The following is a 23,989-nucleotide window of genomic DNA, read 5'->3' on the forward strand; positions in this document are numbered from 1 at the left end:
TATGCCAAACTTCCAACTCCATCTTCTGACAAGGATAAGTTGTGAACGGTGAACTGATTTGGGTGTTATCTCTTCTTGCCGTAGCCGTCGTACTCTTTGCCACCGGAAAAGTGCGCATGGACGCTATCGCGTTGCTGGTGATTGTCGCTTTTGTCCTTAGCGGCACCTTAACGCTCAGCGAGGCCTTCTCGGGATTTAGCGATCCCAACGTTATCCTTATCGCCGCGCTTTTCATTATTGGCGATGGGCTGGTGCGCACCGGGGTTGCCACCAAAATGGGCTCCTGGCTGGTAAAGGTTGCCGGTAATAGCGAAACCAAAATGCTGGTCTATTTAATGCTAACCGTTGCCGGATTAGGCGCTTTTATGAGCTCGACCGGCGTGGTGGCCATTTTTATTCCCGTGGTGCTCAGCGTGTCAATGCGCATGAACACGTCACCTTCGCGGTTGATGATGCCGCTCAGTTTTGCCGGACTTATTAGCGGGATGATGACTTTGGTGGCAACACCGCCCAACCTGGTTGTCAACAGCGAGCTGTTACGCGAAGGGCTGCAAGGATTCAGCTTTTTTAGCGTCACGCCTATAGGCCTGGTGGTGCTGGTTCTGGGCGTTTTCTATATGCTGGTGATGCGCTTCATGCTAAAGGGGGACGAAGGCGAACAGGTCCGCGATGGCCGTAAGCGAAGCACCTTCCGCGATCTTATCAAAGATTATCATCTCACGGGGCGCGCGCGTCGCCTGGCCATTCGCCCCGGCTCGCCGATGATTGGCCAGCGCCTGGACGACCTGAAGCTACGCGAACGCTATGGGGCGAACGTTATCGGCGTTGAGCGCTGGCGGCGCTTCCGGCGGGTTATCGTTAACGTTAACGGCGTATCGGAGTTCCGCGCCCGCGACGTTTTGCTGATCGACATGTCGGCCTCCGATGTGGATTTACGCCAGTTCTGTGGCGAGCAAATGCTGGAGCCCATGGTACTGCGTGGCGAATACTTTTCCGATCAGGCGCTTGACGTAGGGATGGCGGAAGTCTCTCTGATCCCGGATTCCGAACTGATTGGCAAGACGGTGCGCGAAATCGCCTTTCGTACCCGTTTCGATTTGAACATTGTGGGTCTGAAACGCGATGGCAAAGCTCTTGACGGCGCGGTCACCGATGAAGCTTTGCAGCTTGGCGATATCATGCTGGTGGTGGGGAACTGGCGGCAGATAGCCCTGCTGGCCAAGCGAGGTCGTGACTTTGTGGTGCTGAATATGCCCATTGAGGTCAATGACGCCTCGCCGGCGCACAGCCAGGCGCCGCATGCGATTTTCTGTCTGGTGCTGATGGTCGCGCTGATGCTGACTGACGAAATTCCGAACCCCATAGCGGCGATCGTGGCCTGTCTGCTGATGGGTAAATTCCGCTGTATTAACGCCGAAAGTGCCTATAAAGCCATTCACTGGCCGAGCATTATTTTGATCGTCGGGATGATGCCTTTTGCTCTGGCGCTGCAGAAAACCGGCGGCGTTGATCTGGTTGTACAGGGATTAATGGACGTGGCGGGAAGTAAAGGACCGTACCTGATGCTTGGCTGTCTGTTTGTGATGTGCGCGGCTATCGGCCTGTTTATATCCAATACCGCCACCGCGGTGCTGATGGCGCCCATTGCGCTGGCCGCGGCAAAGTCGATGGGCGTTTCGCCTTATCCTTTTGCGATGGTGGTCGCCATGGCGGCCTCGGCGGCGTTTATGACGCCGGTATCGTCGCCGGTGAATACCCTGGTACTGGGGCCGGGTAAATACTCATTCAGCGATTTTGTCAAAATCGGCGTGCCGTTTACTATCCTGGTGATGGTGGTGTGCGTTCTGCTGATCCCGATGCTGTTTCCGTTCTGATTCAGCAACGTTTTTCCCCGGTCAGGCTGAGGCTGGCCGGGGAGTGATTATTTTATAAAGGTGAATCCTGGCTGATTTCATCAAGCGAAAGGTGGAAGCTCGGCACGAAAACATGCATAAAGTAGTCCATCTCAGCGCTGCGGCGCGATTCCAGCGTTTTCTCAAGGCGGCCTTTGGCCAGCAGAAATTCATTATTCCCCGCCGATAGCTCTTCCAGACACTTCAGGTAGGCACAAAGCGCATCGGCCTGCTTAACAAGGGATTTTTCCTCTTCGCTGTAGTGCTGTTCGTCGATGAGCGGCTCAAAAATATCGCGCAGTTCATCAGGAACCATATCGACCAGCTTCTGCTGGGCGATTTTCTCGATGGCTTTGTATTCTTGCGCGATCTGCGAGTTGAAATATTTTACCGGCGTTGGCAGGTCGCCGGTCAGGACTTCCGAGGCATCGTGATACATCGCCAGCAAGGCAATGCGCTCGGCGTTAACCTGACCGCCAAATTTACGATTTTTGATCGCCGCCAGCGCATGGGCCACCATCGCGACCTGTAAGCTGTGTTCGGAGACGTTTTCGGTGCGCACATTACGCATCAGCGGCCAGCGGTTGATCAGTTTCAGGCGGGAGAGGTGGGCAAAGAAATGACTCTGACTCATAGGAACCCTTAATCAGTTACGACGTCGGGTGACATTGTGCGCAGGGATTGCCGCCGGATGCAAATCCCGGCGGCTGGGTAGATGCAATCAGAGCTGGTGGTAGCCGGAAAGGAAACGGCCGAAACGGGTAATTGCCATTTCAAGATCGTCTTCGCGCGGAAGGGTCACAATACGCACGTGGTCCGGCCACGGCCAGTTAAAGGCGGTACCCTGAACCAGCAGGACTTTTTCCTGTAGCAGAAAATCGAGCACCATTTTTTGGTCATCGTGAATATTAAAGCGCTTAGCGTCGATTTTCGGGAACATATACAGCGCGCCTTTCGGCTTGGTGCACGATACGCCTGGAATGTCGTTAATCAGCTCCCAGGCGCGATTGCGCTGTTCATATAAACGCCCGCCTGGAACAATAAATTCGCTGATGCTCTGATAGCCACCGAGAGCGGTTTGGATCGCATGCTGGGCCGGGACGTTGGCGCACAGGCGCATAGAGGACAGCATTTCCAGGCCTTCGATATAGCCTTTTGCGTGTTTCTTCGGCCCGTTAAGCACCATCCAGCCCTGGCGAAAGCCGGCAACGCGGTAGGTTTTTGACAGGCCGTTAAAGGTCACGGTGAGCAGGTCCGGGGCCAGCGGCGCAATTGAGTGGTGCTGCGCCTCATCATAGAGGATCTTATCGTAGATCTCATCGGCGAAAATAATCAGATTATGCTGGCGGGCGATCTCGACGATCTCCATCAGCAGCTCTTTTGAGTAGACCGCGCCGGTTGGGTTATTCGGGTTGATAATCACGATACCGCGGGTACGCGGGGTGATTTTCGCGCGGATATCGTCGAGGTCCGGGAACCAGTCGGATGACTCATCGCAGAGATAATGCACCGCTTTACCGCTGGAAAGCGCGACCGCGGCGGTCCAGAGCGGATAATCCGGCGCCGGAACCAGCATTTCATCGCCGCTGTTCAGCAGCGCCTGCATGGCCTGAACGATAAGTTCGGAAACGCCATTGCCGATATAAATATCTTCGACCGTCACATCGCGCATGCCGCGAGCCTGGTAATGCTGCATGATGGCCTTACGTGCGGAATAGAGGCCCTTTGAATCGCTATAGCCCTGGGAAGTCGGGAGATTGCGGATGACGTCAACGAGGATTTCGTCAGGCGCGTCAAAGCCAAACGGCGCTGGGTTGCCGATGTTCAGCTTCAGGACTTTGTTGCCTTCTTCTTCAAGGCGTTTTGCCTCTTTCAGAACCGGGCCGCGGATGTCGTAACAGACGTTATCTAACTTGCTGGATTTTTCGATGGGGGACATGAACCTTGACCTTTTAGCTGTTATCGCCACTCCCTGCCGTGGAAGTCAGCACGGAATAATGTACTCCGCATCCCCGCTGTTTTGAAGGGTTAACAGGAGAAGATTTTGCTATTCATGTTTTTTTGGATTAATTGATTTCTCTGGTGGGGTAGTGTTTTGTTTATACAATAAACCTTCAATGCTTTCATTGGTGGTCATAAATTGTGTTCTTTTCTAATTCTATAAACGTTTATCTGGTTTGTTGATTTGACGGGAATGCGTGCTTATTTCTTGCGCAAAAGCCGCGTCACTTTCTTATGTACGTTTAATTCACAATACACAGAATGTGTTAACAACTTTACCAGGTATTTTTAATGAAAAGCATTTAATTGATAAATGGGTTTTATTTTATGCAAGGAATATTCTTAGGTTTGTAATTTAATTAAAGCGCTGGTCAGCATTTAAAATTGCCTGAGATAATACTGATTAACGCTTATAAATATTGTGGTTTTCGGTTAGAATAACATCGTTAATACTGATATATGACTATGCCAGGTAGCCTGTTTCTTTATTAATACATTGTTATTGCAGGTTTTTGTTATCTTCCTGAGCGCTATGGCAAAGTTTGTCGCTGGTGCAGATGCAGGCAATGGTCATTGACGGCTATTTTTTGCGTCTCATCACAAAAAACAATGCGCCGTAATTAAAAGCGCTCAGGCATACGAGCAAAATATTACTCTGAAATTCCGCGCATTTGCTGCTGATGAGTGCTTTCTAATGCAATAACGTTCGTCCAGTTGTTCATCCGTCTGTCTGTGGCGGGTAACGCGAAGCTTAAGGATTAGCCGGAAGCCTGGAGCACAGCATCAACAAGGCAGGTCAGCATTAGCCGCCTGAATGTGAAGCAAATATGATAAATGAAAATCGTTCGATACTAAATTTAGACCTCGACCTCTTGAGAACCTTTGTTGCCGTCGCCGATCTCAATACATTTGCCGCTGCTGCCGTAGCGGTATGCCGGACTCAGTCAGCGGTAAGCCAGCAGATGCAGCGGCTGGAGCAACTGGTTGGCAAAGAACTTTTTGCTCGCCACGGGCGCAATAAGCTTCTGACCGAGCAGGGCATTCAGCTGTTGGGCTATGCGCGGAAGATTCTGCGTTTTAATGATGAAGCCTGTATGTCGCTAATGTTTGGCAGCCTGCAGGGAACGCTGACAGTGGGAGCCTCTGATGAGACAGCAGATACCATTTTACCGTGCCTGTTAAACCGGATTGGTAGTTTTTATCCCAGGCTGACGCTGGAAATCAAAGTCCTCAAACACCTTGATATCGTCGATATGTTGAAGAGTGGGGCAATCGATCTTGCGCTGACCACCCGACAAACCCAGGGGTCTGACATGCTGACGCTGCGCACGTCGCCAACGCTGTGGTACTGCGCAGCGGATTATGTCCTCCCTCAGGGCGAGTCTGTCCCGCTTGTTTTGCTGGATGCCCCGGATCCGTTTCGGGAAGAGATCGTAGAGGTACTCAACGCCGCCGGCATTATGTGGCATCTTTCCCATGCGGCAAGCTCAATGGCGGGGGTGAAGGCGGCGGTGAAAGCCGGGCTTGGCGTAACCGCGCAACCGGTAGAGATGATGAGCCCCGAATTTCGCGTACCGGGCCGGAGTGATGGTTTACCCGTGCTGCCGGATACCCGCTACATGCTGAACTGCAATCCGCAGAAGGCAAGCGAGCTGACGCAGGCCATTTTTCAGTCGCTGAGCGCAGAGTACCAGCCGTGGTCCACGCCACGCGTTTATACCCCTGAAGGGGGAGATAATTCCCTTATTTCCTGAGCGGGAAAAGCTAACAAACATCACAAAAACTGGTAACAAAATGTAAGTGTAAAAACGAACCCCAGACGTGTGAAATCGCCGCTGCGGTTCGTTTTTTTCAAATTTTATTGATTAATAGAAAGTTTTGTTGATATCTTTTGAGCTAAATCAGTAAGTTAGAACTGCTCCTCCTCTCATTTCTCGACTTTTCTCTGCACTTTCAATACTTCCTGCTAATGTTAAAAAACCATCTGGTTTGTTGCTGTTTTCTTGGTTGAATTAACAAAAGCGTGTCGCAGATCAAGAAAATACCCCTCCTTAGGGGGAGGAATCGTGTCTGAATCCTGTCAAAATAGGCGGGTCATTTTGATTTACGGCGGAAACGGACACGATTCAACAACACTAAAGCCGAACAGTATGCAAGGTTATTCCGCATGAAAGGGCATTTAATGTTAATGAAAAAAATCCAATGTAAATTAATGTTGTGAAAACTTTTGTTAAAGTTGACAAAAGGTTAATGAAAGGAGTAAAAAGCCACCGCAACTGGCCTTCCACATCACCCAGGGACGCTTTTTTGCACGGCTATTTTTTTATTCCTCCCCGTGAAACGCTGTGGCGTTCATCTGCCAGTAAGAGCAGAGGGTTTTAGCGCTACACTTTTTTGGTTAAGCAATGCGTATGTCAACATCCACTGAAGTCATCGCTCATCATTGGGCATTCGCTATATTTCTCATCATCGCTATCGGCCTGTGCTGCCTGATGCTCGTCGGCGGCTGGTACCTTGGCGGACGCGCGCGCGCGCGAAGCAAGAACACGCCGTTTGAATCCGGGATCGACTCCGTCGGTTCGGCTCGCTTACGTCTTTCTGCGAAGTTTTATCTGGTTGCCATGTTCTTCGTTATCTTTGACGTGGAAGCCCTGTATCTCTACGCATGGTCGACCTCTATCCGTGAAAGCGGTTGGGTCGGCTTTGTGGAAGCCGCAATTTTCATTTTAGTGCTACTGGCTGGTCTGGTTTACCTCGTTCGTATTGGCGCTCTGGACTGGACGCCTGCGCGCTCCCGTCGCACGCTGGTTAACCCGGAAACAGACAGTCCCACTAACCGTCATACGCAGTAAAAGCGAGGCAATAAGATGGATTATACGCTCACCCGCATCGATCCTAACGGTGAGAACGACCGTTACCCCCTGCAAAAACAGGAGATCGTAACCGACCCCCTGGAGCAAGAAGTCAACAAAAGCGTGTATATGGGGAAACTCGAACACGCCTTACATGACATGGTTAACTGGGGCCGTAAGAACTCAATCTGGCCTTACAACTTCGGCCTTTCTTGCTGCTACGTGGAAATGGTGACGTCATTCACCGCGGTGCATGACGTTGCGCGCTTTGGTGCAGAAGTATTACGTGCCTCCCCGCGTCAGGCTGACCTGATGGTGGTCGCCGGCACCTGCTTTACCAAAATGGCGCCGGTCATTCAGCGTCTTTATGACCAGATGCTGGAGCCGAAGTGGGTTATCTCGATGGGCGCATGCGCCAACTCCGGCGGAATGTACGATATTTACTCTGTCGTGCAGGGCGTGGATAAGTTTATTCCGGTCGATGTTTACATCCCGGGCTGCCCGCCGCGTCCGGAAGCGTATATGCAGGCGCTGATGCTGCTGCAGGAATCCATTGGTAAAGAACGTCGTCCGCTCTCTTGGGTGGTAGGCGATCAGGGCGTTTATCGCGCCAATATGCAGTCGGAACGCGAGCGTAAACGCGGCGAACGTATTGCAGTGACCAATCTGCGGACTCCGGACGAGATTTAACTTGCGCCTGCGGGCGGGATGAAAACTTCGCAAATCAATCTACTACAGCGCGAAGTCTCGCCGGCAGTCACCACGGACCTTTTGCAATGGTGAACAATATGACCGATTTAACCGCGCATGACGCCGCACCAGCCTGGCAAACCCGCGATCACCTTGATGACCCGGTGATCGGCGAACTGCGCAACCGTTTTGGGCCGGATGCCTTTACCGTTCAGCCCACCCGCACCGGCGTTCCGGTGGTTTGGGTGAAGCGCGAACAGCTGCTTGAGGTGGGTGATTTCCTGAAGAAGTTGCCGAAGCCTTACGTGATGCTGTTTGACCTGCATGGCATGGACGAACGTCTGCGCACGCACCGCGATGGTTTACCCGCCGCGGATTTTTCCGTTTTCTATCACCTGATTTCAATCGACCGCAATCGCGACATCATGCTCAAGGTTGCATTGTCTGAAAACGATCTGCATCTGCCGACCTTCACCAAACTGTACCCGAACGCCAACTGGTATGAGCGTGAAACCTGGGAGATGTTTGGCGTCACCTTCGATGGTCACCCGAATCTGCGCCGCATCATGATGCCGCCGACCTGGGAAGGCCACCCGCTGCGTAAAGACTACCCGGCGCGTGCAACCGAATTTGACCCGTTTGAGCTGACCAAAGCCAAACAGGATCTGGAAATGGAAGCGCTGACTTTCAAACCGGAAGAGTGGGGCATGAAGCGCGGGACCGAAAACGAGGACTTTATGTTCCTTAACCTCGGCCCGAACCACCCCTCCGCGCACGGTGCGTTCCGTATTATTTTGCAGCTTGATGGCGAAGAGATCATCGACTGCGTTCCGGATATCGGCTACCACCACCGCGGCGCTGAGAAGATGGGTGAGCGCCAGTCCTGGCACAGCTACATTCCGTATACCGACCGTATTGAGTACCTCGGCGGCTGCGTTAATGAGATGCCGTACGTGCTGGCGGTGGAGAAACTGGCGGGAATAACCGTGCCGGATCGCGTCAACGTCATCCGCGTAATGCTTTCCGAGCTGTTCCGTATCAACAGCCATCTGCTGTACATCTCCACCTTTATCCAGGACGTCGGGGCGATGACGCCGGTGTTCTTTGCCTTTACCGACCGCCAAAAGATCTACGATCTGGTGGAAGCGATTACCGGCTTCCGTATGCACCCGGCCTGGTTCCGTATCGGCGGCGTCGCGCACGACCTGCCCCGCGGTTGGGATCGCCTGCTGCGTGAATTCCTCGAGTGGATGCCGAAGCGTCTGGATTCCTATGAAAAGGCCGCGCTGCGCAACTCCATCCTGATCGGTCGTTCGAAAGGGGTTGCCGCCTACAACGCCAAAGAAGCGCTGGAGTGGGGCACCACCGGCGCGGGCCTGCGCGCGACCGGCATCGGCTTCGACGTGCGTAAATGGCGTCCTTATTCTGGCTATGAAAACTTCGACTTTGAAATCCCGACCGGCGGTGGCGTCTCCGACTGCTACACCCGCGTGATGCTGAAAGTGGAAGAGCTGCGCCAGAGCCTGCGCATTCTTCAGCAGTGCCTCGATAACATGCCGGAAGGCCCGTTCAAGGCGGATCATCCGCTGACGACGCCGCCGCCGAAAGAGCGCACGCTGCAGCATATCGAAACCCTGATTACGCACTTCCTGCAGGTTTCCTGGGGCCCGGTCATGCCGGCGCAAGAATCCTTCCAGATGATTGAAGCGACCAAGGGTATTAACAGTTACTACCTGACCAGCGACGGCAGCACCATGAGCTACCGTACCCGCGTGCGCACGCCAAGCTTCGCACACCTGCAGCAGATCCCGGCCGCTATTCGCGGCAGTCTGGTCTCCGACCTGATTGTCTATCTGGGTAGTATCGATTTTGTTATGTCAGACGTGGACCGCTAATTATGCACGAGAATCAACAACCACAAACCGAGGCTTTTGAGCTGAGTGCGGCAGAGCGTGAGGCGATTGAGCACGAAAAGCACCACTACGAAGACCCGCGTGCGGCGTCCATTGAAGCGCTGAAGATCGTTCAGAAGCAGCGCGGTTGGGTGCCGGACGGCGCAATCTACGCTATCGCCGATGTGCTGGGGATCCCGGCCAGCGACGTAGAAGGCGTGGCGACCTTCTACAGCCAAATATTCCGCCAGCCGGTAGGCCGTCACGTGATTCGCTACTGCGACAGCGTGGTGTGCCATATCACCGGGTTCCAGGGCATTCAGTCGGCGATCGAGAAGAAGCTGGATATCAAACCGGGTCAAACCACCTTTGATGGCCGCTTCACTCTGCTGCCGACCTGCTGCCTGGGCAACTGCGACAAGGGGCCGACCATGATGATTGATGAGGACACTCACAGTTATCTGACGCCGGAAGCGATTCCTGACCTCCTGGAGCGGTATAAATGAAAACCATTATTCGTACTGCCGAAACCCATCCGTTAACCTGGCGTCTGCGCGACGACAAACAGCCGGTATGGCTGGATGAATACCAGAGTAAAAACGGCTACGCCGGGGCGCGTAAAGCGCTCTCCGGCATGGCGCCGGATGAAATCGTCACTGCGGTAAAAGACGCCGGCCTGAAAGGGCGCGGCGGCGCGGGCTTTTCCACCGGTCTGAAGTGGAGCCTGATGCCGAAAGACGAGTCCATGAACATCCGTTACCTACTGTGTAACGCCGATGAAATGGAACCGGGCACCTATAAAGATCGCCTACTGATGGAACAGCTGCCGCACCTCCTGGTGGAGGGCATGCTGATCTCCGCGTTCGCGCTGAAAGCCTACCGCGGCTATATCTTCCTGCGCGGCGAATATATCGAAGCGGCGCAGCACCTGCGCCGGGCCATTGCCGAAGCGACCGAAGCGGGTCTGTTGGGTAAAAATATCCTTGGCACCGGTTTTGACTTCGAACTGTTTGTGCACACCGGGGCAGGGCGCTATATCTGCGGCGAAGAAACCGCGCTGATCAACTCCCTCGAAGGCCGTCGCGCCAACCCACGTTCGAAGCCGCCGTTCCCGGCCAGCTCCGGCGTCTGGGGGAAACCGACCTGCGTAAACAACGTTGAAACCCTGTGCAACGTTCCGGCGATTCTGGCCAACGGCGTCGAGTGGTATCAGAACATCTCTACCAGTAAAGACGCCGGCACCAAGCTGATGGGCTTCTCTGGCCGAGTGAAGAACCCGGGCGTCTGGGAGCTGCCGTTCGGCACCACCGCGCGCGAAATTCTGGAAGATTACGCGGGCGGCATGCGCGATGGTCTGAAGTTTAAAGCCTGGCAGCCGGGCGGCGCGGGCACTGACTTCCTGACCGAAGCGCATCTCGACCTGCCGATGGAATTCGAAAGCATCGGTAAAGCGGGTAGCCGTCTGGGCACCGCGCTGGCGATGGCGGTTGACCACGAAATCGGCATGGTATCGCTGGTGCGCAACCTGGAAGAGTTTTTCGCCCGAGAGTCCTGCGGCTGGTGTACGCCCTGCCGTGACGGCCTGCCGTGGAGCGTGAAAATTCTGCGCGCTCTCGAGCGTGGCGAAGGCCAGCCGGGGGATATCGAGACGCTTGAGCAGCTGTGTCGATTCCTCGGTCCGGGTAAAACCTTCTGCGCGCACGCGCCGGGTGCGGTTGAGCCGCTACAGAGCGCGATTAAATATTTCCGCGAAGAATTCGAAGCTGGCATTAAACAGCAGTTCAGCAATACCCATGCAATCAACGGGATTCAGCCGAACCTGCTTAAGACGCGCTGGTAATGTATCCACAAAATCATTCAGGTTGCCTCTACGTTGGCTGCCTGAATGAATAAGTGGAAAAGATTTTTTTACTTTGGAAGCACGCTAATGGCTACGATTCATGTAGACGGCAAAGAGTACGAGGTCAACGGAGCGGACAACCTGCTAGAAGCTTGTCTCTCTTTGGGCCTGGATATTCCATACTTTTGCTGGCATCCGGCGCTAGGGAGCGTCGGTGCTTGCCGCCAGTGTGCGGTGAAGCAATATCAGAACGCGGAAGACACGCGTGGCCGCCTGGTGATGTCCTGTATGACACCGGCATCCGACGGCACTTTTATTTCCATCGACGACGCAGAAGCGAAGCAGTTCCGCGAAAGCGTAGTTGAGTGGCTGATGACCAACCACCCGCACGACTGTCCGGTGTGCGAAGAGGGCGGCAACTGCCACTTGCAGGATATGACCGTAATGACCGGTCATAGCTTCCGTCGCTACCGCTTTACCAAGCGTACTCACCGCAACCAGGATCTTGGGCCGTTCATCTCTCACGAAATGAACCGCTGTATCGCCTGCTACCGCTGCGTTCGCTATTACAAAGATTATGCAGACGGCACCGATCTTGGCGTTTATGGCGCTCACGACAACGTCTACTTCGGACGCCCGGAAGACGGGACGCTGGAAAGCGAGTTCTCCGGCAACCTGGTGGAAGTCTGTCCGACCGGCGTGTTTACCGATAAAACGCACTCCGAGCGTTATAACCGTAAATGGGACATGCAGTTTGCGCCAAGCATCTGCCAGCAGTGTTCCGTCGGCTGTAACATCAGCCCCGGCGAACGCTATGGCGAACTGCGTCGTATCGAAAACCGCTATAACGGTACCGTTAACCGCTACTTCCTCTGCGACCGCGGTCGTTTCGGCTACGGCTATGTGAATCTCAAAGACCGTCCGCGTCAGCCGGTTCAACGCCGCGGCGACGATCTGATTACCCTTAACGCCGAGCAGGCGATGCAGGGTGCGGCGGATATTCTGCGTCAGTCGAAGAAAGTAATCGGTATCGGCTCTCCGCGCGCCAGCCTCGAAAGCAACTTCGCGCTGCGCGAACTGGTCGGCGCCGGGAACTTCTATACCGGCATTGCTAAAGGTGAACAAGAACGCCTGCAGATGATGCTGAAAGTGCTGCGCGATGGCGGTATTCATACCCCGGCGCTGCGCGAGATCGAATCCTACGATGCGGTGCTGATCCTCGGCGAAGACATCACCCAGACCGGCGCGCGTATCGCGCTGGCGGTGCGTCAGGCGGTGAAAGGCAAAGCGCGTGAAATGGCGGCGGCGCTGAAAGTCGCCGACTGGCAGATCGCCGCGATCCTTAACATCGGCCAGCGCGCGAAGCATCCGCTGTTTGTCACCAATATTGATGACACCCGCCTCGATGACATCGCCGCATGGACCTACCGCGCGCCGGTGGAAGATCAGGCGCGCCTCGGTTTTGCCATCGCCCATGCGCTGGACGAAAGCGCCCCGGCGGTAGAAGGGCTGAGCGGCGAGCTGAAAGGCAAAATTGACGTGATCGTTCAGGCGTTAGCCGGAGCGAAAAAACCGCTGATTGTCTCCGGAACCAACGCCGGCAGCATTGAAGTTATTCAGGCGGCGGCCAACGTGGCGAAAGCCCTGAAAGGTCGCGGCGCCGATGTCGGCGTGACGATGGTCGCCCGCGCGGTCAACAGCGTTGGCCTCGGCATGATCGGCGGCGGCTCGCTTGAAGAAGCGCTGAGCGAACTGGAAACCGGCTCTGCCGATGCGGTTATCGTGCTGGAAAACGACCTGCACCGCCACGCTTCAGCCGCCCGCGTTGATGCGGCGCTGGCGAAAGCGCCCCTGGTGATGGTGGTTGACCATCAGCGTACGGCGATTATGGAAAAAGCGCATCTGGTGCTCTCCGCGGCAAGCTTTGCGGAAAGCGACGGTACCGTGGTCAACAACGAAGGTCGCGCCCAGCGCTTCTTCCAGGTTTACGACCCGGCCTACTACGACGCGAAAACCGTAATGCTGGAGAGCTGGCGCTGGCTGCACTCATTGCACAGCACCGTGAACAACCGTCAGGTTGACTGGACCCAGCTGGACCACGTGATTGACGCCGCCATTGCCGCCCTGCCGCAGCTGGCCGGGATCAAAGACGCCGCGCCGGATGCGACCTTCCGCATTCGCGGCCAGAAGCTGGCCCGTGAACCGCACCGCTACAGCGGTCGTACGGCCATGCGTGCCAACATCAGCGTGCATGAACCCCGTCAGCCGCAGGATAAAGACACCATGTTCGCCTTCTCCATGGAAGGGAACAACCAGCCGTCCGCGCCGCGCTCGCAAATTCCGTTTGCCTGGGCTCCGGGCTGGAACTCACCGCAGGCGTGGAACAAGTTCCAGGATGAAGTGGGCGGTAAACTGCGCCACGGCGATCCGGGCGTGCGTTTGATTGAAGCTTCCGCCAGCGGTCTTGAGTACTTTACCGCGGTACCAGCAAGTTTCCAGGCAGAAGACGGGAAATGGCGTATCGCGCCTTACTACCATCTGTTCGGCAGCGACGAGCTGTCGCAGCGTTCTCCGGTATTCCAGAGCCGCATGCCGCAGCCGTACGTTAAGCTGAACCCGGCAGATGCCGCGAAGCTTGGGGTGAACGAAGGTGCAATGGTCTCTTTTAGCGTTGATGGCCAGGCGCTTAGCCTGCCGCTGGTGATTTCGGCGGGTCTGACGGCAGGGCAGGTTGGCTTACCGATGGGCATGCCAGGGATTGCGCCGGTGCTGACCGGAGCGCGTATTGATACTCTGCAGGAGGCGAAAGCATGAGTTGGTTAACTCCCGATCTCATCGACATTCTGTTAGGCATCCTTAAAGCGGTAGTGATTCTACTGGTGGTGGTCACCTGCGGCGCGTTTATGAGCTTCGGCGAACGTCGTCTGCTGGGCCTGTTCCAGAACCGTTACGGACCTAACCGCGTGGGCTGGGGCGGTTCGCTGCAGCTCGTCGCCGACATGATCAAGATGTTCTTTAAAGAGGACTGGGTTCCGCGCTTCTCGGATCGCGTGATCTTTACTCTGGCGCCGGTGATCGCCTTTACTTCGCTGCTGCTGGCCTTCGCCATCGTGCCGGTCAGCCCGACGTGGGTGGTGGCCGATCTGAATATCGGCATTCTGTTCTTCCTGATGATGGCAGGCCTGGCGGTCTATGCGGTACTGTTCGCCGGCTGGTCGAGCAACAACAAATACTCGCTGCTTGGCGCGATGCGTGCTTCTGCCCAGACCCTGAGCTACGAAGTGTTCCTCGGGCTTTCCCTGATGGGCGTGGTGGCGCAGGCCGGTTCATTCAACATGACCGATATCGTCAACAACCAGGCGCATCTGTGGAACGTCATCCCTCAGTTCTTTGGCTTCGTGACCTTTGCGATTGCGGGCGTAGCGGTATGTCACCGTCATCCGTTTGACCAACCGGAAGCGGAACAGGAGCTGGCCGACGGTTATCACATCGAATACTCCGGCATGAAGTTCGGTCTGTTCTTCGTCGGTGAATATATCGGGATTGTCACCGTATCGGCGCTGATTGTGACGCTGTTCTTCGGCGGCTGGAATGGCCCATGGTTACCTCCTTTCATCTGGTTCGCGCTGAAAACCGCGTTCTTTATGATGATGTTCATTTTGATCCGCGCATCATTACCGCGTCCGCGTTATGACCAGGTAATGTCCTTTGGCTGGAAGGTATGCCTGCCGTTAACGCTGATCAACCTGTTGGTAACGGCGGCTGTCATTCTCTGGCAGGCGCAATAAGGGGTGAATTGACCATGACCTTAAAAGAATTATTGGTAGGGTTTGGCACCCAGGTCCGCAGTATCTGCATGATCGGGATGCACGCCTTTGCCAAACGAGAAACTCGGATGTACCCGGAAGAGCCGGTATATCTGCCGCCGCGCTACCGTGGCCGCATCGTGCTGACGCGCGATCCGGACGGCGAAGAGCGCTGCGTTGCCTGTAACCTGTGTGCGGTAGCCTGTCCGGTAGGCTGTATCTCTCTGCAAAAAGCGGAGACCAAAGACGGTCGCTGGTACCCGGAGTTTTTCCGCATCAACTTCTCGCGCTGTATTTTTTGCGGCCTGTGCGAAGAAGCGTGCCCGACCACGGCGATTCAGTTGACCCCGGACTTTGAGCTGGGCGAATACAAACGTCAGGATCTGGTGTACGAAAAAGAGGATCTGCTGATTTCCGGTCCGGGTAAATATCCGGAATATAACTTCTACCGGATGGCGGGTATGGCAATCGACGGCAAAGATAAGGGCGAAGCAGAGAACGAAGCTAAGCCTATCGACGTCAAGAGCCTGTTACCGTAAGGAGAGGGCAATGGAATTCGCTTTTTATATCTGTGGCCTGATAGCCATCCTCGCAACCCTGCGGGTGATCACCCACACCAATCCGGTGCACGCGCTGCTGTACCTGATTATTTCGCTGTTGGCGATTGCCGGGGTGTTCTTCTCGTTAGGGGCCTACTTTGCCGGTGCGCTGGAAATTATTGTCTACGCCGGGGCCATTATGGTGCTGTTCGTGTTCGTGGTGATGATGCTCAATTTGGGCGGCAGCGAAATCGAACAGGAGCGTCAGTGGCTGAAACCCGGGATCTGGATTGGTCCAGCCATTCTTTCCGCGGTGCTGCTGGTGGTGATCGTTTACGCCATTCTCGGCGTTAACGATCAGGGTATCGACGGCGCGGCGATTAACGCCAAAGAGGTGGGTATCGCGCTGTTTGGGCCGTACGTACTGGCGGTGGAGCTGGCCTCCATGCTGCTGCTTGCGGGCCTGGTTGTCGCCTTCCATATCGGCCGTGAAGAACGCGCCGGGGAAGTGCTGAGCAACCGTCCGAACGACAGCGATAAAAGAAAAACGGAGGAACACGCATGATCCCCTTAACACATGGACTGATCCTCGCCTCTGTCCTGTTTGTCCTCGGCCTGACGGGGCTGGTTATCCGCCGCAATCTGCTGTTTATGCTGATTAGCCTGGAGATCATGATCAATGCCGCCGCGCTGGCTTTCGTGGTTGCAGGGAGCTACTGGGGCCAGACCGATGGCCAGATAATGTATATCCTCGCCATCACGCTCGCCGCCGCGGAAGCGAGTATCGGCCTGGCGCTGCTGCTGCAGCTCCATCGTCGTCGCCAGAACCTGAACATCGATTCAGTAAGTGAGTTGCGCGGATGAACATGCTTGCCTTAACCATTCTTTTGCCATTGATTGGCTTTGTTTTGCTGGCCTTCTCCCGTGGCCGCTGGTCGGAAAATTTATCCGCCACCGTGGGTGTGGGCTCGGTAGGCCTGGCGGCGCTGGTCACGGCGTTTGTCGGCGTTGACTTCTTCGCCAACGGCAAACAGGCGGTCAGCGTACCGCTGTGGACCTGGATGTCGGTCGGCGACTTCAACATCGGCTTCAATCTGGTGCTGGACGGCCTCTCTCTGACTATGCTGTCCGTGGTCACCGGCGTCGGCTTCCTGATCCACATGTTCGCCTCCTGGTATATGCGCGGTGAAGAGGGTTACTCCCGCTTCTTCGCCTATACCAACCTGTTTATCGCCAGCATGGTCGTTCTGGTGCTTGCGGATAACCTGCTGCTGATGTACCTCGGCTGGGAAGGCGTGGGCCTGTGCTCCTATCTGCTGATCGGCTTCTACTACACCGATCCGAAGAACGGCGCGGCAGCGATGAAAGCGTTTGTGGTGACCCGCGTCGGCGACGTATTCCTGGCGTTCGCGCTGTTCATTCTCTACGACGAGCTGGGCACCCTGAACTTCCGCGAAATGGTCGAACTGGCGCCTGCGCACTTCGAAGCAGGTAATAACATGCTGATGTGGGCAACCCTGATGCTGCTGGGCGGCGCGGTGGGTAAATCTGCCCAGCTGCCGTTGCAGACCTGGCTGGCGGACGCGATGGCGGGTCCAACCCCTGTCTCCGCGCTGATCCACGCCGCGACCATGGTCACCGCCGGTGTTTATCTGATTGCTCGAACTCACGGCCTGTTCCTGATGACCCCGGAAGTACTGCATCTGGTGGGGATTGTCGGGGCGGTGACGCTGGTACTGGCAGGTTTTGCCGCCCTGGTGCAGACCGATATCAAACGCGTACTCGCGTATTCCACCATGAGCCAGATTGGCTACATGTTCCTCGCGCTTGGCGTGCAGGCATGGGATGCGGCAATTTTCCATCTGATGACCCATGCGTTCTTTAAAGCGCTGCTGTTCCTGTCGTCCGGTTCGGTGATTCTCGCCTGCCATCACGAACAGAATATCTTCAAGATGGGCGGCCTGCGTAAGTCAATTCCGCTGGTATACGTCTGCTTCCTGGTAGGGGGCGCCGCGCTGTCCGCGCTGCCGCTGGTGACTGCCGGCTTCTTCAGTAAGGATGAGATTCTGGCGGGCGCGATGGCGAATGGTCATCTTAATCTGATGGTCGCCGGTCTGGTCGGGGCGTTTATGACCTCCCTGTACACCTTCCGTATGATTTTCATCGTGTTCCACGGTAAAGAACAAATTCACGCTCATGCAGGGAAGGGGATTACCCATCATCTGCCGCTGATTGTGCTGCTGGTGCTCTCGACCTTTGTTGGCGCGCTGATTGTGCCGCCGCTGGAAGGCGTGCTGCCGCAGACCACCGAGCTTGAACACGGACGCGTCATGACGCTGGAAATCGCCTCCGGGGTGATTGCCATCGCCGGCATTCTGATTGCCGCCTGGCTGTGGCTGGGTAAACGCACGCTGGTGACGTCGATTGCCAACAGCGCGCCGGGTCGTCTGCTCGGTACCTGGTGGTACAACGCCTGGGGCTTTGACTGGCTGTATGACAAAGTGTTCGTTAAGCCGTTCCTCGGCGTGGCGTGGCTGCTGAAGAGCGATCCGCTGAATGCCCTGATGAACATTCCGGCGATCCTTTCCCGCTTCGCAGGCAAAGGCCTGGTGGTGAGCGAGAATGGCTATCTGCGCTGGTATGTTGCTTCTATGGGCATCGGCGCGGTCGTGGTGCTGGCGCTGCTGATGGTATTGCGTTGAGTTTGTTGGCTGGTTGAACGATTGCCGGATGGCGCTGTGTTTATCCGGCCTACAAACCCAAAATTATTTTTAGAATTCGTTTAAAATCTGTTCCTGAAGTACAGGCGTCATCGGCGAAGTCAGATCGGAGACCGCCAGCGCAGATCGACCGGAGCGTACTTGAGTACGTGAGGATGATTCGCGAAGCTCACCCCTACGGGGCCGTCCTTACGGACGTTCGAAACGCGCTGCGTTTTGTGTGAGCACTGGCAGGATTCGGGCTGGCGAGCGAGATAGCCTGAGCAGGAGTAAAATATAAGGGACATACTTAGCTATGTTATTACCCTGGTTAATACTAATTCCCTTCATCGGCGGCTTCCTGTGCTGGCAGACTGAACGCTTTGGCGTGAAGATGCCGCGCTGGATCGCGCTGATCACTATGGGATTGACGTTTCTGCTTGGCCTGCAGTTGTGGATGCAGGGCGGCTATTCTCTCACGCAATCTACCGGTATTCCGCAGTGGCAGTCGGAATTCGTGATGCCGTGGATCCCGCGATTCGGTATTAGCATTCATCTGGCTATCGACGGTCTGTCGCTGCTGATGGTGGTGCTGACCGGGCTGCTCGGCGTGCTGGCGGTGCTCTGTTCATGGCGCGAAATTGAAAAATATCAGGGCTTTTTCCATCTTAACCTGATGTGGATCCTCGGCGGCGTGATCGGCGTATTCCTGGCTATCGACCTGTTCCTGTTCTTTTTCTTCTGGGAAATGATGCTGGTGCCGATGTACTTCCTGATCGCGCTGTGGGGCCATAAGGCCTCCGACGGTAAAACGCGTATCACGGCGGCAACCAAGTTCTTCATTTATACCCAGGCGAGCGGGCTGGTGATGCTGATTGCCATCCTGGCGCTGGCGTTTGTCCACTTCAACGCTACCGGCGTGTGGACCTTCAACTATGAAGAACTGCTGAAAACCCCGATGTCCCACGGCGTGGAATACATGCTGATGCTGGGCTTCTTTATCGCTTTCGCGGTAAAAATGCCGGTGGTTCCGCTGCACGGCTGGCTGCCGGATGCGCACTCTCAGGCGCCGACCGCCGGTTCTGTTGACCTCGCGGGGATCTTGTTGAAAACCGCGGCCTACGGCCTGCTGCGTTTTGCGTTGCCGCTGTTCCCGAACGCTTCCGCCGAATTTGCCCCTATCGCCATGTGGCTGGGCGTCATCGGTATTTTCTACGGCGCGTGGATGGCCTTCAGCCAGTACGATATCAAGCGTCTGATTGCTTACACCTCTGTTTCCCATATGGGCTTCGTGCTGATTGCTATCTACACCGGCAGCCAGCTGGCTTACCAGGGCGCGGTGATTCAGATGATTGCCCACGGCCTGTCCGCTGCTGGCCTGTTTATTCTTTGCGGCCAGCTGTACGAGCGCCTGCATACGCGCGATATGCGTCAGATGGGCGGCCTGTGGAGCAAAATTAAGTGGCTGCCGGCGCTATCGATGTTCTTTGCGGTCGCGACCCTCGGGATGCCGGGTACCGGTAACTTCGTCGGCGAATTTATGATTCTGTTCGGCAGCTATAAAACCGTACCGGTGATTACTATTATTTCTACCTTCGGTCTGGTGTTCGCTTCCGTGTACTCGCTGTCGATGCTGCATCGCGCGTACTTTGGTAAAGCAAAAAGCGAAATCGCCGCGAAAGCGTTGCCGGGAATGTCCCTGCGTGAACTGTCGATCATCCTGCTGCTGGTTGTTCTGCTGGTGCTGCTGGGCTTCTTCCCACAGCCGATTCTGGACACCTCGCACTCTGCGATGAGCAACATTCAGCAGTGGTTTGTTAATTCTGTTTCTACTACAAGGCCGTAATTCGCCATGACAATAACTCCACAACAACTGATCGCACTGCTACCGCTGCTGATCGTCGGCTTGACGGTGGTGGTTGTGATGCTCTCCATTGCGTGGCGACGCAATCATTTCCTCAATGCCACGCTGTCGGTTCTCGGCCTGAACGCCGCGCTGATATCACTCTGGTTCGTGGGTCAGAACGGAGCGATGGACGTCACGCCGTTGATTCGCGTAGATGGCTACTCGATGCTCTACACCGGGCTGGTGCTGCTGGCGAGCCTCGCCACCTGTACTTTCGCCTACCCATGGCTTGAGGGTTACAAGGACAATAAAGAAGAGTTCTATCTGCTGGTGCTGATTGCCGCGCTGGGCGGCATTCTGCTGGCGGGCGCTAACCATCTGGCGGCGCTGTTCCTCGGCATCGAACTGATTTCGCTGCCGCTGTTCGGCCTGGTCGGCTACGCCTTCCGCCAGAAACGCTCGCTGGAAGCCAGCATCAAGTACACGATTCTGTCCGCGGTTGCCTCTTCGTTCCTGCTGTTCGGTATGGCGCTGGTTTATGCCAATTCCGGTAACCTTTCGTTCCTGGCGCTCGGTAAGAGCCTGACGGATGGCATGCTGCACGAGCCGCTACTGCTGGCCGGTCTTGGTCTGATGATTGTCGGCCTTGGCTTTAAGCTGTCGCTAGTGCCTTTCCACCTGTGGACGCCGGACGTTTACCAGGGTGCGCCTGCGCCGGTCTCCACCTTCCTGGCGACCGCCAGTAAGATCGCCATCTTCGGCGTGGTGATGCGTCTGTTCCTCTATATGCCGGTTGGCGGCAGCGAGGCGGTACGCGTGGTGCTGGGCCTGATCGCCTTTGCGTCGATTATCTTCGGTAACCTGATGGCGCTGAGCCAGACCAATATCAAACGTCTGCTCGGCTACTCATCCATTTCCCATCTTGGCTACCTGCTGGTGGCGCTGATTGCCCTGCAGAGCGGCGACATGTCGATGGAAGCGGTGGGGGTTTACCTGGCCGGTTACCTGTTCAGCAGCCTCGGCGCGTTCGGCGTGGTGAGCCTGATGTCCAGCCCGTACCGCGGCCCGGATGCCGATTCGCTCTACTCCTACCGCGGCCTGTTCTGGCATCGTCCGATTCTGTCGGCGGTGATGACGGTGATGATGCTGTCTCTTGCCGGTATCCCGATGACGCTAGGCTTTATCGGTAAATTCTACGTGCTGGCGGTAGGTGTGCATGCGCACCTGTGGTGGCTGGTCGGGGCGGTAGTGCTGGGTTCAGCGATTGGCCTCTACTACTACCTGCGCGTGGCGGTGAGCCTCTATCTGAGCGCGCCGGAGAAACTGAATCGCGATGCGCCGTCTAACTGGCAGTACAGCGCCGGGGGCATCGTGGTGCTGATCTCCGCGCTGTTGGTGCTGGTGCTGGGCGTATGGCCGCAGCCGTTAATCAGTATCGTACAGTTGGCTATGCCGCTGATGTAATGATATTGGTCGTGGGTAAAAAGGATCGCTTCGGCGATCCTTTTTTTATCTGCGCGAAAACGGTGGGCTCTACTCTTTAATATTTTTTGTAATATTCATGCTTTTTATCATATTAAGCTCACTTTACATTTCCACTCATCCTCTTATTTTCCGTACTATTATTACTACGCACAATGTTGTGTTTTGTAGATGGAGAAAATGAATGAAAACAAGGCGTAAGCATTTGACCGTCGGGGAGGTTCAGCGTTTGGTTGAAGCCGCCAGGCGGGGGGCTAACCCGGAACGCGATGTCTGTTTACTGTGGATGTGTTTTAATCATGGGTGTCGGGTGAGCGAAATTCGCCACTGGAAGCTCTCTGATATCGATATTCAAAGTGGGGTCATTTATATTCGTCGGCTGAAAAATGGCTTTTCAACCACGCATCCTATTTACAAACAAGAGGTAAAGGTACTCAACGAGTGGCTGCGCGTGCGTAATAATTACCCCGGGAATAATTCCGGCTGGCTCTTTTTATCACGAAATGGCCAGCCTTTATCCCGCCAGAGAATATATCAGATGATGAAAAATCTGAGCCTTGTTGCTCAGTTGGAAATCAATGCGCATCCGCATATGCTGCGCCACGCGTGCGGTTTCGCGCTGGCGAATAACGGGGTGGATACACGATTAATCCAGGATTTCCTTGGACACCGGAATATTCAGCATACGGTTATCTATACGGCAAGTAATGATGCAAGATTTAGAGAGGTTTGGTAAATGGAATAGTCATTTTGTATCAAACTGACTCCTATGCTATCCACAGGTGGTAACAATGTCAATTTATGATTAACAATATTTTTTATTATTATTTTCATGTGGTTATATTAAATATAGGTGTCATTTATTTTCTTGGTTTCTTTAATTGGCTTCATGTATGGTTTGTGCCTCTTCCCACTCTTTAGTTTTTTATCGTGTTTATTAGGCTTTTCCCTGGTAAATATGAAATAAAAAATGCCTTCCCTGGCGATATATATTTCAATTAATTGAAGTGGTCAAATTGATACATAATGACCACTTCGTAATATTATATCCATTTCATGGGTCAATGTTTTGTTGCGTTATTAGTATCAAACGTAAATAAAAGGATGCGCAGGGTATTGCGCTTATAAGTGAATGCATTGACTGCATTGAAAAGGATAAATCATGAAAAAAACATTACTTGCTGCTGTTGTCGCTGGTTGCGCGGCGTTCTCTGGTGCTGCGCTGGCGGATGACGGTCAGGTGAAGTTTATCGGCGATATCATTGATGCTGGCTGCGACGTGGTGAACGACCTGTCCAACCCGCTGGAAGTTCAGATGGGGCAGATTGCCAAGACCGCGTTTAGCGGTACCGGGTCTACTGCGGCTGAACAGAATTTCGCGATTAAACTGGAAAACTGCCCGACTACCGTCGCTAAAGCATCGGTACTGTTCTCCGGCGCCAACGTCAACGGGGATAATGATAAACTGCAGCTGACCGGCGCGGGCGTCGATCCGGACGTGGCGACCGGCGTGGCCCTGCAGCTGGTTGATGCTAGCAGCAACTCGACGCTGCCGGTTTATACTCGTTCTGCCAGCCTGTCCATCCCGGCTACCGGCAATATCGATCTGCCGTTCCGCGTCCGTTATATCCAGACTGAGACCTCCATCGTTGCCGGTAAGGCTGACGGTACAGCCAACTTCACCATCAGCTATAACTAATTTTCCGTCTATATGACAGTGTTAGCGAGCCCTATGTGGCTCGCTTTTCCAGGGAGCTGGAGATGCAAAAATACCTGAAAGTGCTAATAGCTGGATGGCTGTTGGTCGGTGCCGCGGCGCATGCGGGAGTGGTTACCGGCGGTACTCGCCTGATCTATCCCGGCGGTAAAAAAGAGTCCTCACTGAGCGTAACCAATAATGACGCTACGCCTTATCTCATTCAAAGCTGGGTTGAGAGTAATAAAGGTGCTGCCCCTTTTCTGTTAACGCCGCCTTTATTTCGCCTTGAGGGCGAACAGCAAACCCGACTGCGGGTCATTTACAGCGGCGGTTTAGCGGAAAATAAAGAAAGCATGTTCTGGATGAACATTAAAGCGATTCCCTCCTCGCAGGCTAAAGCCGGCGCCAATACCTTACAGATCGCTATCAAAACGCGTATCAAATTGATTTATCGCCCCAAATCCGTCGAAGGAACACCGGAAATGGTGACGGAGCAGCTTCGCTGGACGCGTAGCGGTAATACCTTACAGGTCACTAATCCCACCGCCTTTTATATGAATTTTGCCGAAGTCAAAGTTGGCGGCGCCGAAGTCAAAGACGCGAACTGGGTGGGGCCGGGGGAAACGGCGCGTTTTCAATTGCCGAACGTCAGCGCCGGCGCTTTGCAGTGGAAACTGATTAACGATTACGGCGGTATCGGCGCGCTGCACCGCGCGAGTTTGTAGAGGCTTTCAGGCCAGGGAGTTCCAGA

Annotated in this window: 20 protein-coding genes; 18 read left to right on the forward strand and 2 right to left on the reverse strand. The window is 54.9% G+C overall.

What is annotated here, in order from left to right; all coding sequences use genetic code 11:
• Positions 1-41 precede the first annotated feature (41 nt).
• On the forward strand, positions 42-1,874 hold the full coding sequence (locus EGY08_RS23750) for an SLC13 family permease (protein ID WP_004123147.1): 1,833 nt from the start codon (positions 42-44) through the stop codon (positions 1,872-1,874).
• Positions 1,875-1,926: 52 nt separating this feature from the next.
• Here the strand turns inward: EGY08_RS23750 and yfbR are convergent, their stop codons facing one another.
• Together yfbR and alaA are read right to left on the reverse strand one after the other, a co-directional pair.
• Positions 1,927-2,526, reverse strand: a complete 600-nt coding sequence (yfbR, locus tag EGY08_RS23755) for a 5'-deoxynucleotidase (RefSeq protein ID WP_004123145.1) — start codon at positions 2,524-2,526, stop codon at positions 1,927-1,929.
• 87 nt (positions 2,527-2,613) lie between these two features.
• Positions 2,614-3,831, reverse strand: coding sequence for an alanine transaminase AlaA (gene alaA, locus EGY08_RS23760; RefSeq protein WP_004123143.1), 1,218 nt, complete (start codon positions 3,829-3,831; stop codon positions 2,614-2,616).
• 889 nt (positions 3,832-4,720) lie between these two features.
• On the opposite strand from alaA, the gene EGY08_RS23765 reads away from it, so the two are divergent.
• The 17 genes from EGY08_RS23765 to EGY08_RS23850 all read left to right on the forward strand — a co-directional run bounded on the left by EGY08_RS23765 (position 4,721) and on the right by EGY08_RS23850 (position 23,963).
• On the forward strand, positions 4,721-5,647 hold the full coding sequence (locus tag EGY08_RS23765; RefSeq protein WP_004123142.1) for a LysR family transcriptional regulator: 927 nt from the start codon (positions 4,721-4,723) through the stop codon (positions 5,645-5,647).
• 651 nt (positions 5,648-6,298) lie between these two features.
• Positions 6,299-6,745 carry an NADH-quinone oxidoreductase subunit NuoA gene (gene nuoA / locus EGY08_RS23775; RefSeq protein ID WP_004123140.1) on the forward strand — a complete coding sequence of 149 codons (447 nt, stop codon included), beginning with the start codon at positions 6,299-6,301 and terminating at the stop codon, positions 6,743-6,745.
• 15 nt (positions 6,746-6,760) lie between these two features.
• Entirely contained in the window at positions 6,761-7,435 is a 675-nt protein-coding gene (gene nuoB / locus EGY08_RS23780) for an NADH-quinone oxidoreductase subunit NuoB (RefSeq protein ID WP_002913178.1), read from the forward strand.
• Positions 7,436-7,521: 86 nt separating this feature from the next.
• On the forward strand, positions 7,522-9,330 hold the full coding sequence (nuoC, locus tag EGY08_RS23785; protein ID WP_004123133.1) for an NADH-quinone oxidoreductase subunit C/D: 1,809 nt from the start codon (positions 7,522-7,524) through the stop codon (positions 9,328-9,330).
• A gap of 2 nt (positions 9,331-9,332) precedes the next feature.
• Complete coding sequence (nuoE, locus tag EGY08_RS23790) at positions 9,333-9,833, forward strand: NADH-quinone oxidoreductase subunit NuoE (protein ID WP_004104075.1); 501 nt, start codon at positions 9,333-9,335, stop codon at positions 9,831-9,833.
• Positions 9,830-11,167, forward strand: a complete 1,338-nt coding sequence (gene nuoF / locus EGY08_RS23795) for an NADH-quinone oxidoreductase subunit NuoF (RefSeq protein WP_112165583.1) — start codon at positions 9,830-9,832, stop codon at positions 11,165-11,167. Before nuoE ends, nuoF begins: the two co-directional genes overlap by 4 nt.
• Before the next feature lie 87 nt (positions 11,168-11,254).
• Complete coding sequence (gene nuoG / locus EGY08_RS23800; RefSeq protein ID WP_123829014.1) at positions 11,255-13,981, forward strand: NADH-quinone oxidoreductase subunit NuoG; 2,727 nt, start codon at positions 11,255-11,257, stop codon at positions 13,979-13,981.
• The gene (gene nuoH / locus EGY08_RS23805) at positions 13,978-14,955 is read left to right on the forward strand and encodes an NADH-quinone oxidoreductase subunit NuoH (protein WP_004104068.1); all 978 of its coding nucleotides are present in this window, start codon (positions 13,978-13,980) and stop codon (positions 14,953-14,955) included. Before nuoG ends, nuoH begins: the two co-directional genes overlap by 4 nt.
• 14 nt (positions 14,956-14,969) lie before the next feature.
• Positions 14,970-15,512, forward strand: coding sequence for an NADH-quinone oxidoreductase subunit NuoI (gene nuoI, locus EGY08_RS23810; RefSeq protein ID WP_004104066.1), 543 nt, complete (start codon positions 14,970-14,972; stop codon positions 15,510-15,512).
• Positions 15,513-15,522: 10 nt separating this feature from the next.
• Complete coding sequence (nuoJ, locus tag EGY08_RS23815) at positions 15,523-16,077, forward strand: NADH-quinone oxidoreductase subunit J (RefSeq protein WP_004123127.1); 555 nt, start codon at positions 15,523-15,525, stop codon at positions 16,075-16,077.
• Positions 16,074-16,376, forward strand: coding sequence for an NADH-quinone oxidoreductase subunit NuoK (gene nuoK, locus EGY08_RS23820; RefSeq protein WP_004104062.1), 303 nt, complete (start codon positions 16,074-16,076; stop codon positions 16,374-16,376). The genes nuoJ and nuoK overlap by 4 nt, the downstream gene beginning before the upstream one ends.
• On the forward strand, positions 16,373-18,214 hold the full coding sequence (gene nuoL, locus EGY08_RS23825) for an NADH-quinone oxidoreductase subunit L (protein ID WP_123829015.1): 1,842 nt from the start codon (positions 16,373-16,375) through the stop codon (positions 18,212-18,214). The genes nuoK and nuoL overlap by 4 nt, the downstream gene beginning before the upstream one ends.
• Positions 18,215-18,527: 313 nt before the next feature.
• Complete coding sequence (gene nuoM, locus EGY08_RS23830; RefSeq protein ID WP_004870953.1) at positions 18,528-20,057, forward strand: NADH-quinone oxidoreductase subunit M; 1,530 nt, start codon at positions 18,528-18,530, stop codon at positions 20,055-20,057.
• Between the two features lie 6 nt (positions 20,058-20,063).
• Positions 20,064-21,521 (forward strand): NADH-quinone oxidoreductase subunit NuoN, encoded by a 1,458-nt coding sequence (nuoN, locus tag EGY08_RS23835; RefSeq protein WP_004123120.1) that lies wholly within the window; start codon positions 20,064-20,066, stop codon positions 21,519-21,521.
• 202 nt (positions 21,522-21,723) lie between these two features.
• Complete coding sequence (locus tag EGY08_RS23840) at positions 21,724-22,275, forward strand: tyrosine-type DNA invertase (protein ID WP_004123118.1); 552 nt, start codon at positions 21,724-21,726, stop codon at positions 22,273-22,275.
• Positions 22,276-22,701: 426 nt separating this feature from the next.
• Positions 22,702-23,238, forward strand: a complete 537-nt coding sequence (locus EGY08_RS23845) for a fimbrial protein (protein WP_123829016.1) — start codon at positions 22,702-22,704, stop codon at positions 23,236-23,238.
• Positions 23,239-23,300: 62 nt separating this feature from the next.
• A complete protein-coding gene (locus tag EGY08_RS23850) occupies positions 23,301-23,963 on the forward strand; it encodes a molecular chaperone (RefSeq protein WP_004123115.1) in 663 nt (220 codons plus the stop codon).
• Positions 23,964-23,989: the final 26 nt, after the last annotated feature.

It is taken from the genome of Klebsiella sp. FDAARGOS_511 (genome assembly GCF_003812845.1).
In the GTDB taxonomy this organism is placed as follows: domain Bacteria; phylum Pseudomonadota; class Gammaproteobacteria; order Enterobacterales; family Enterobacteriaceae; genus Klebsiella; species Klebsiella grimontii.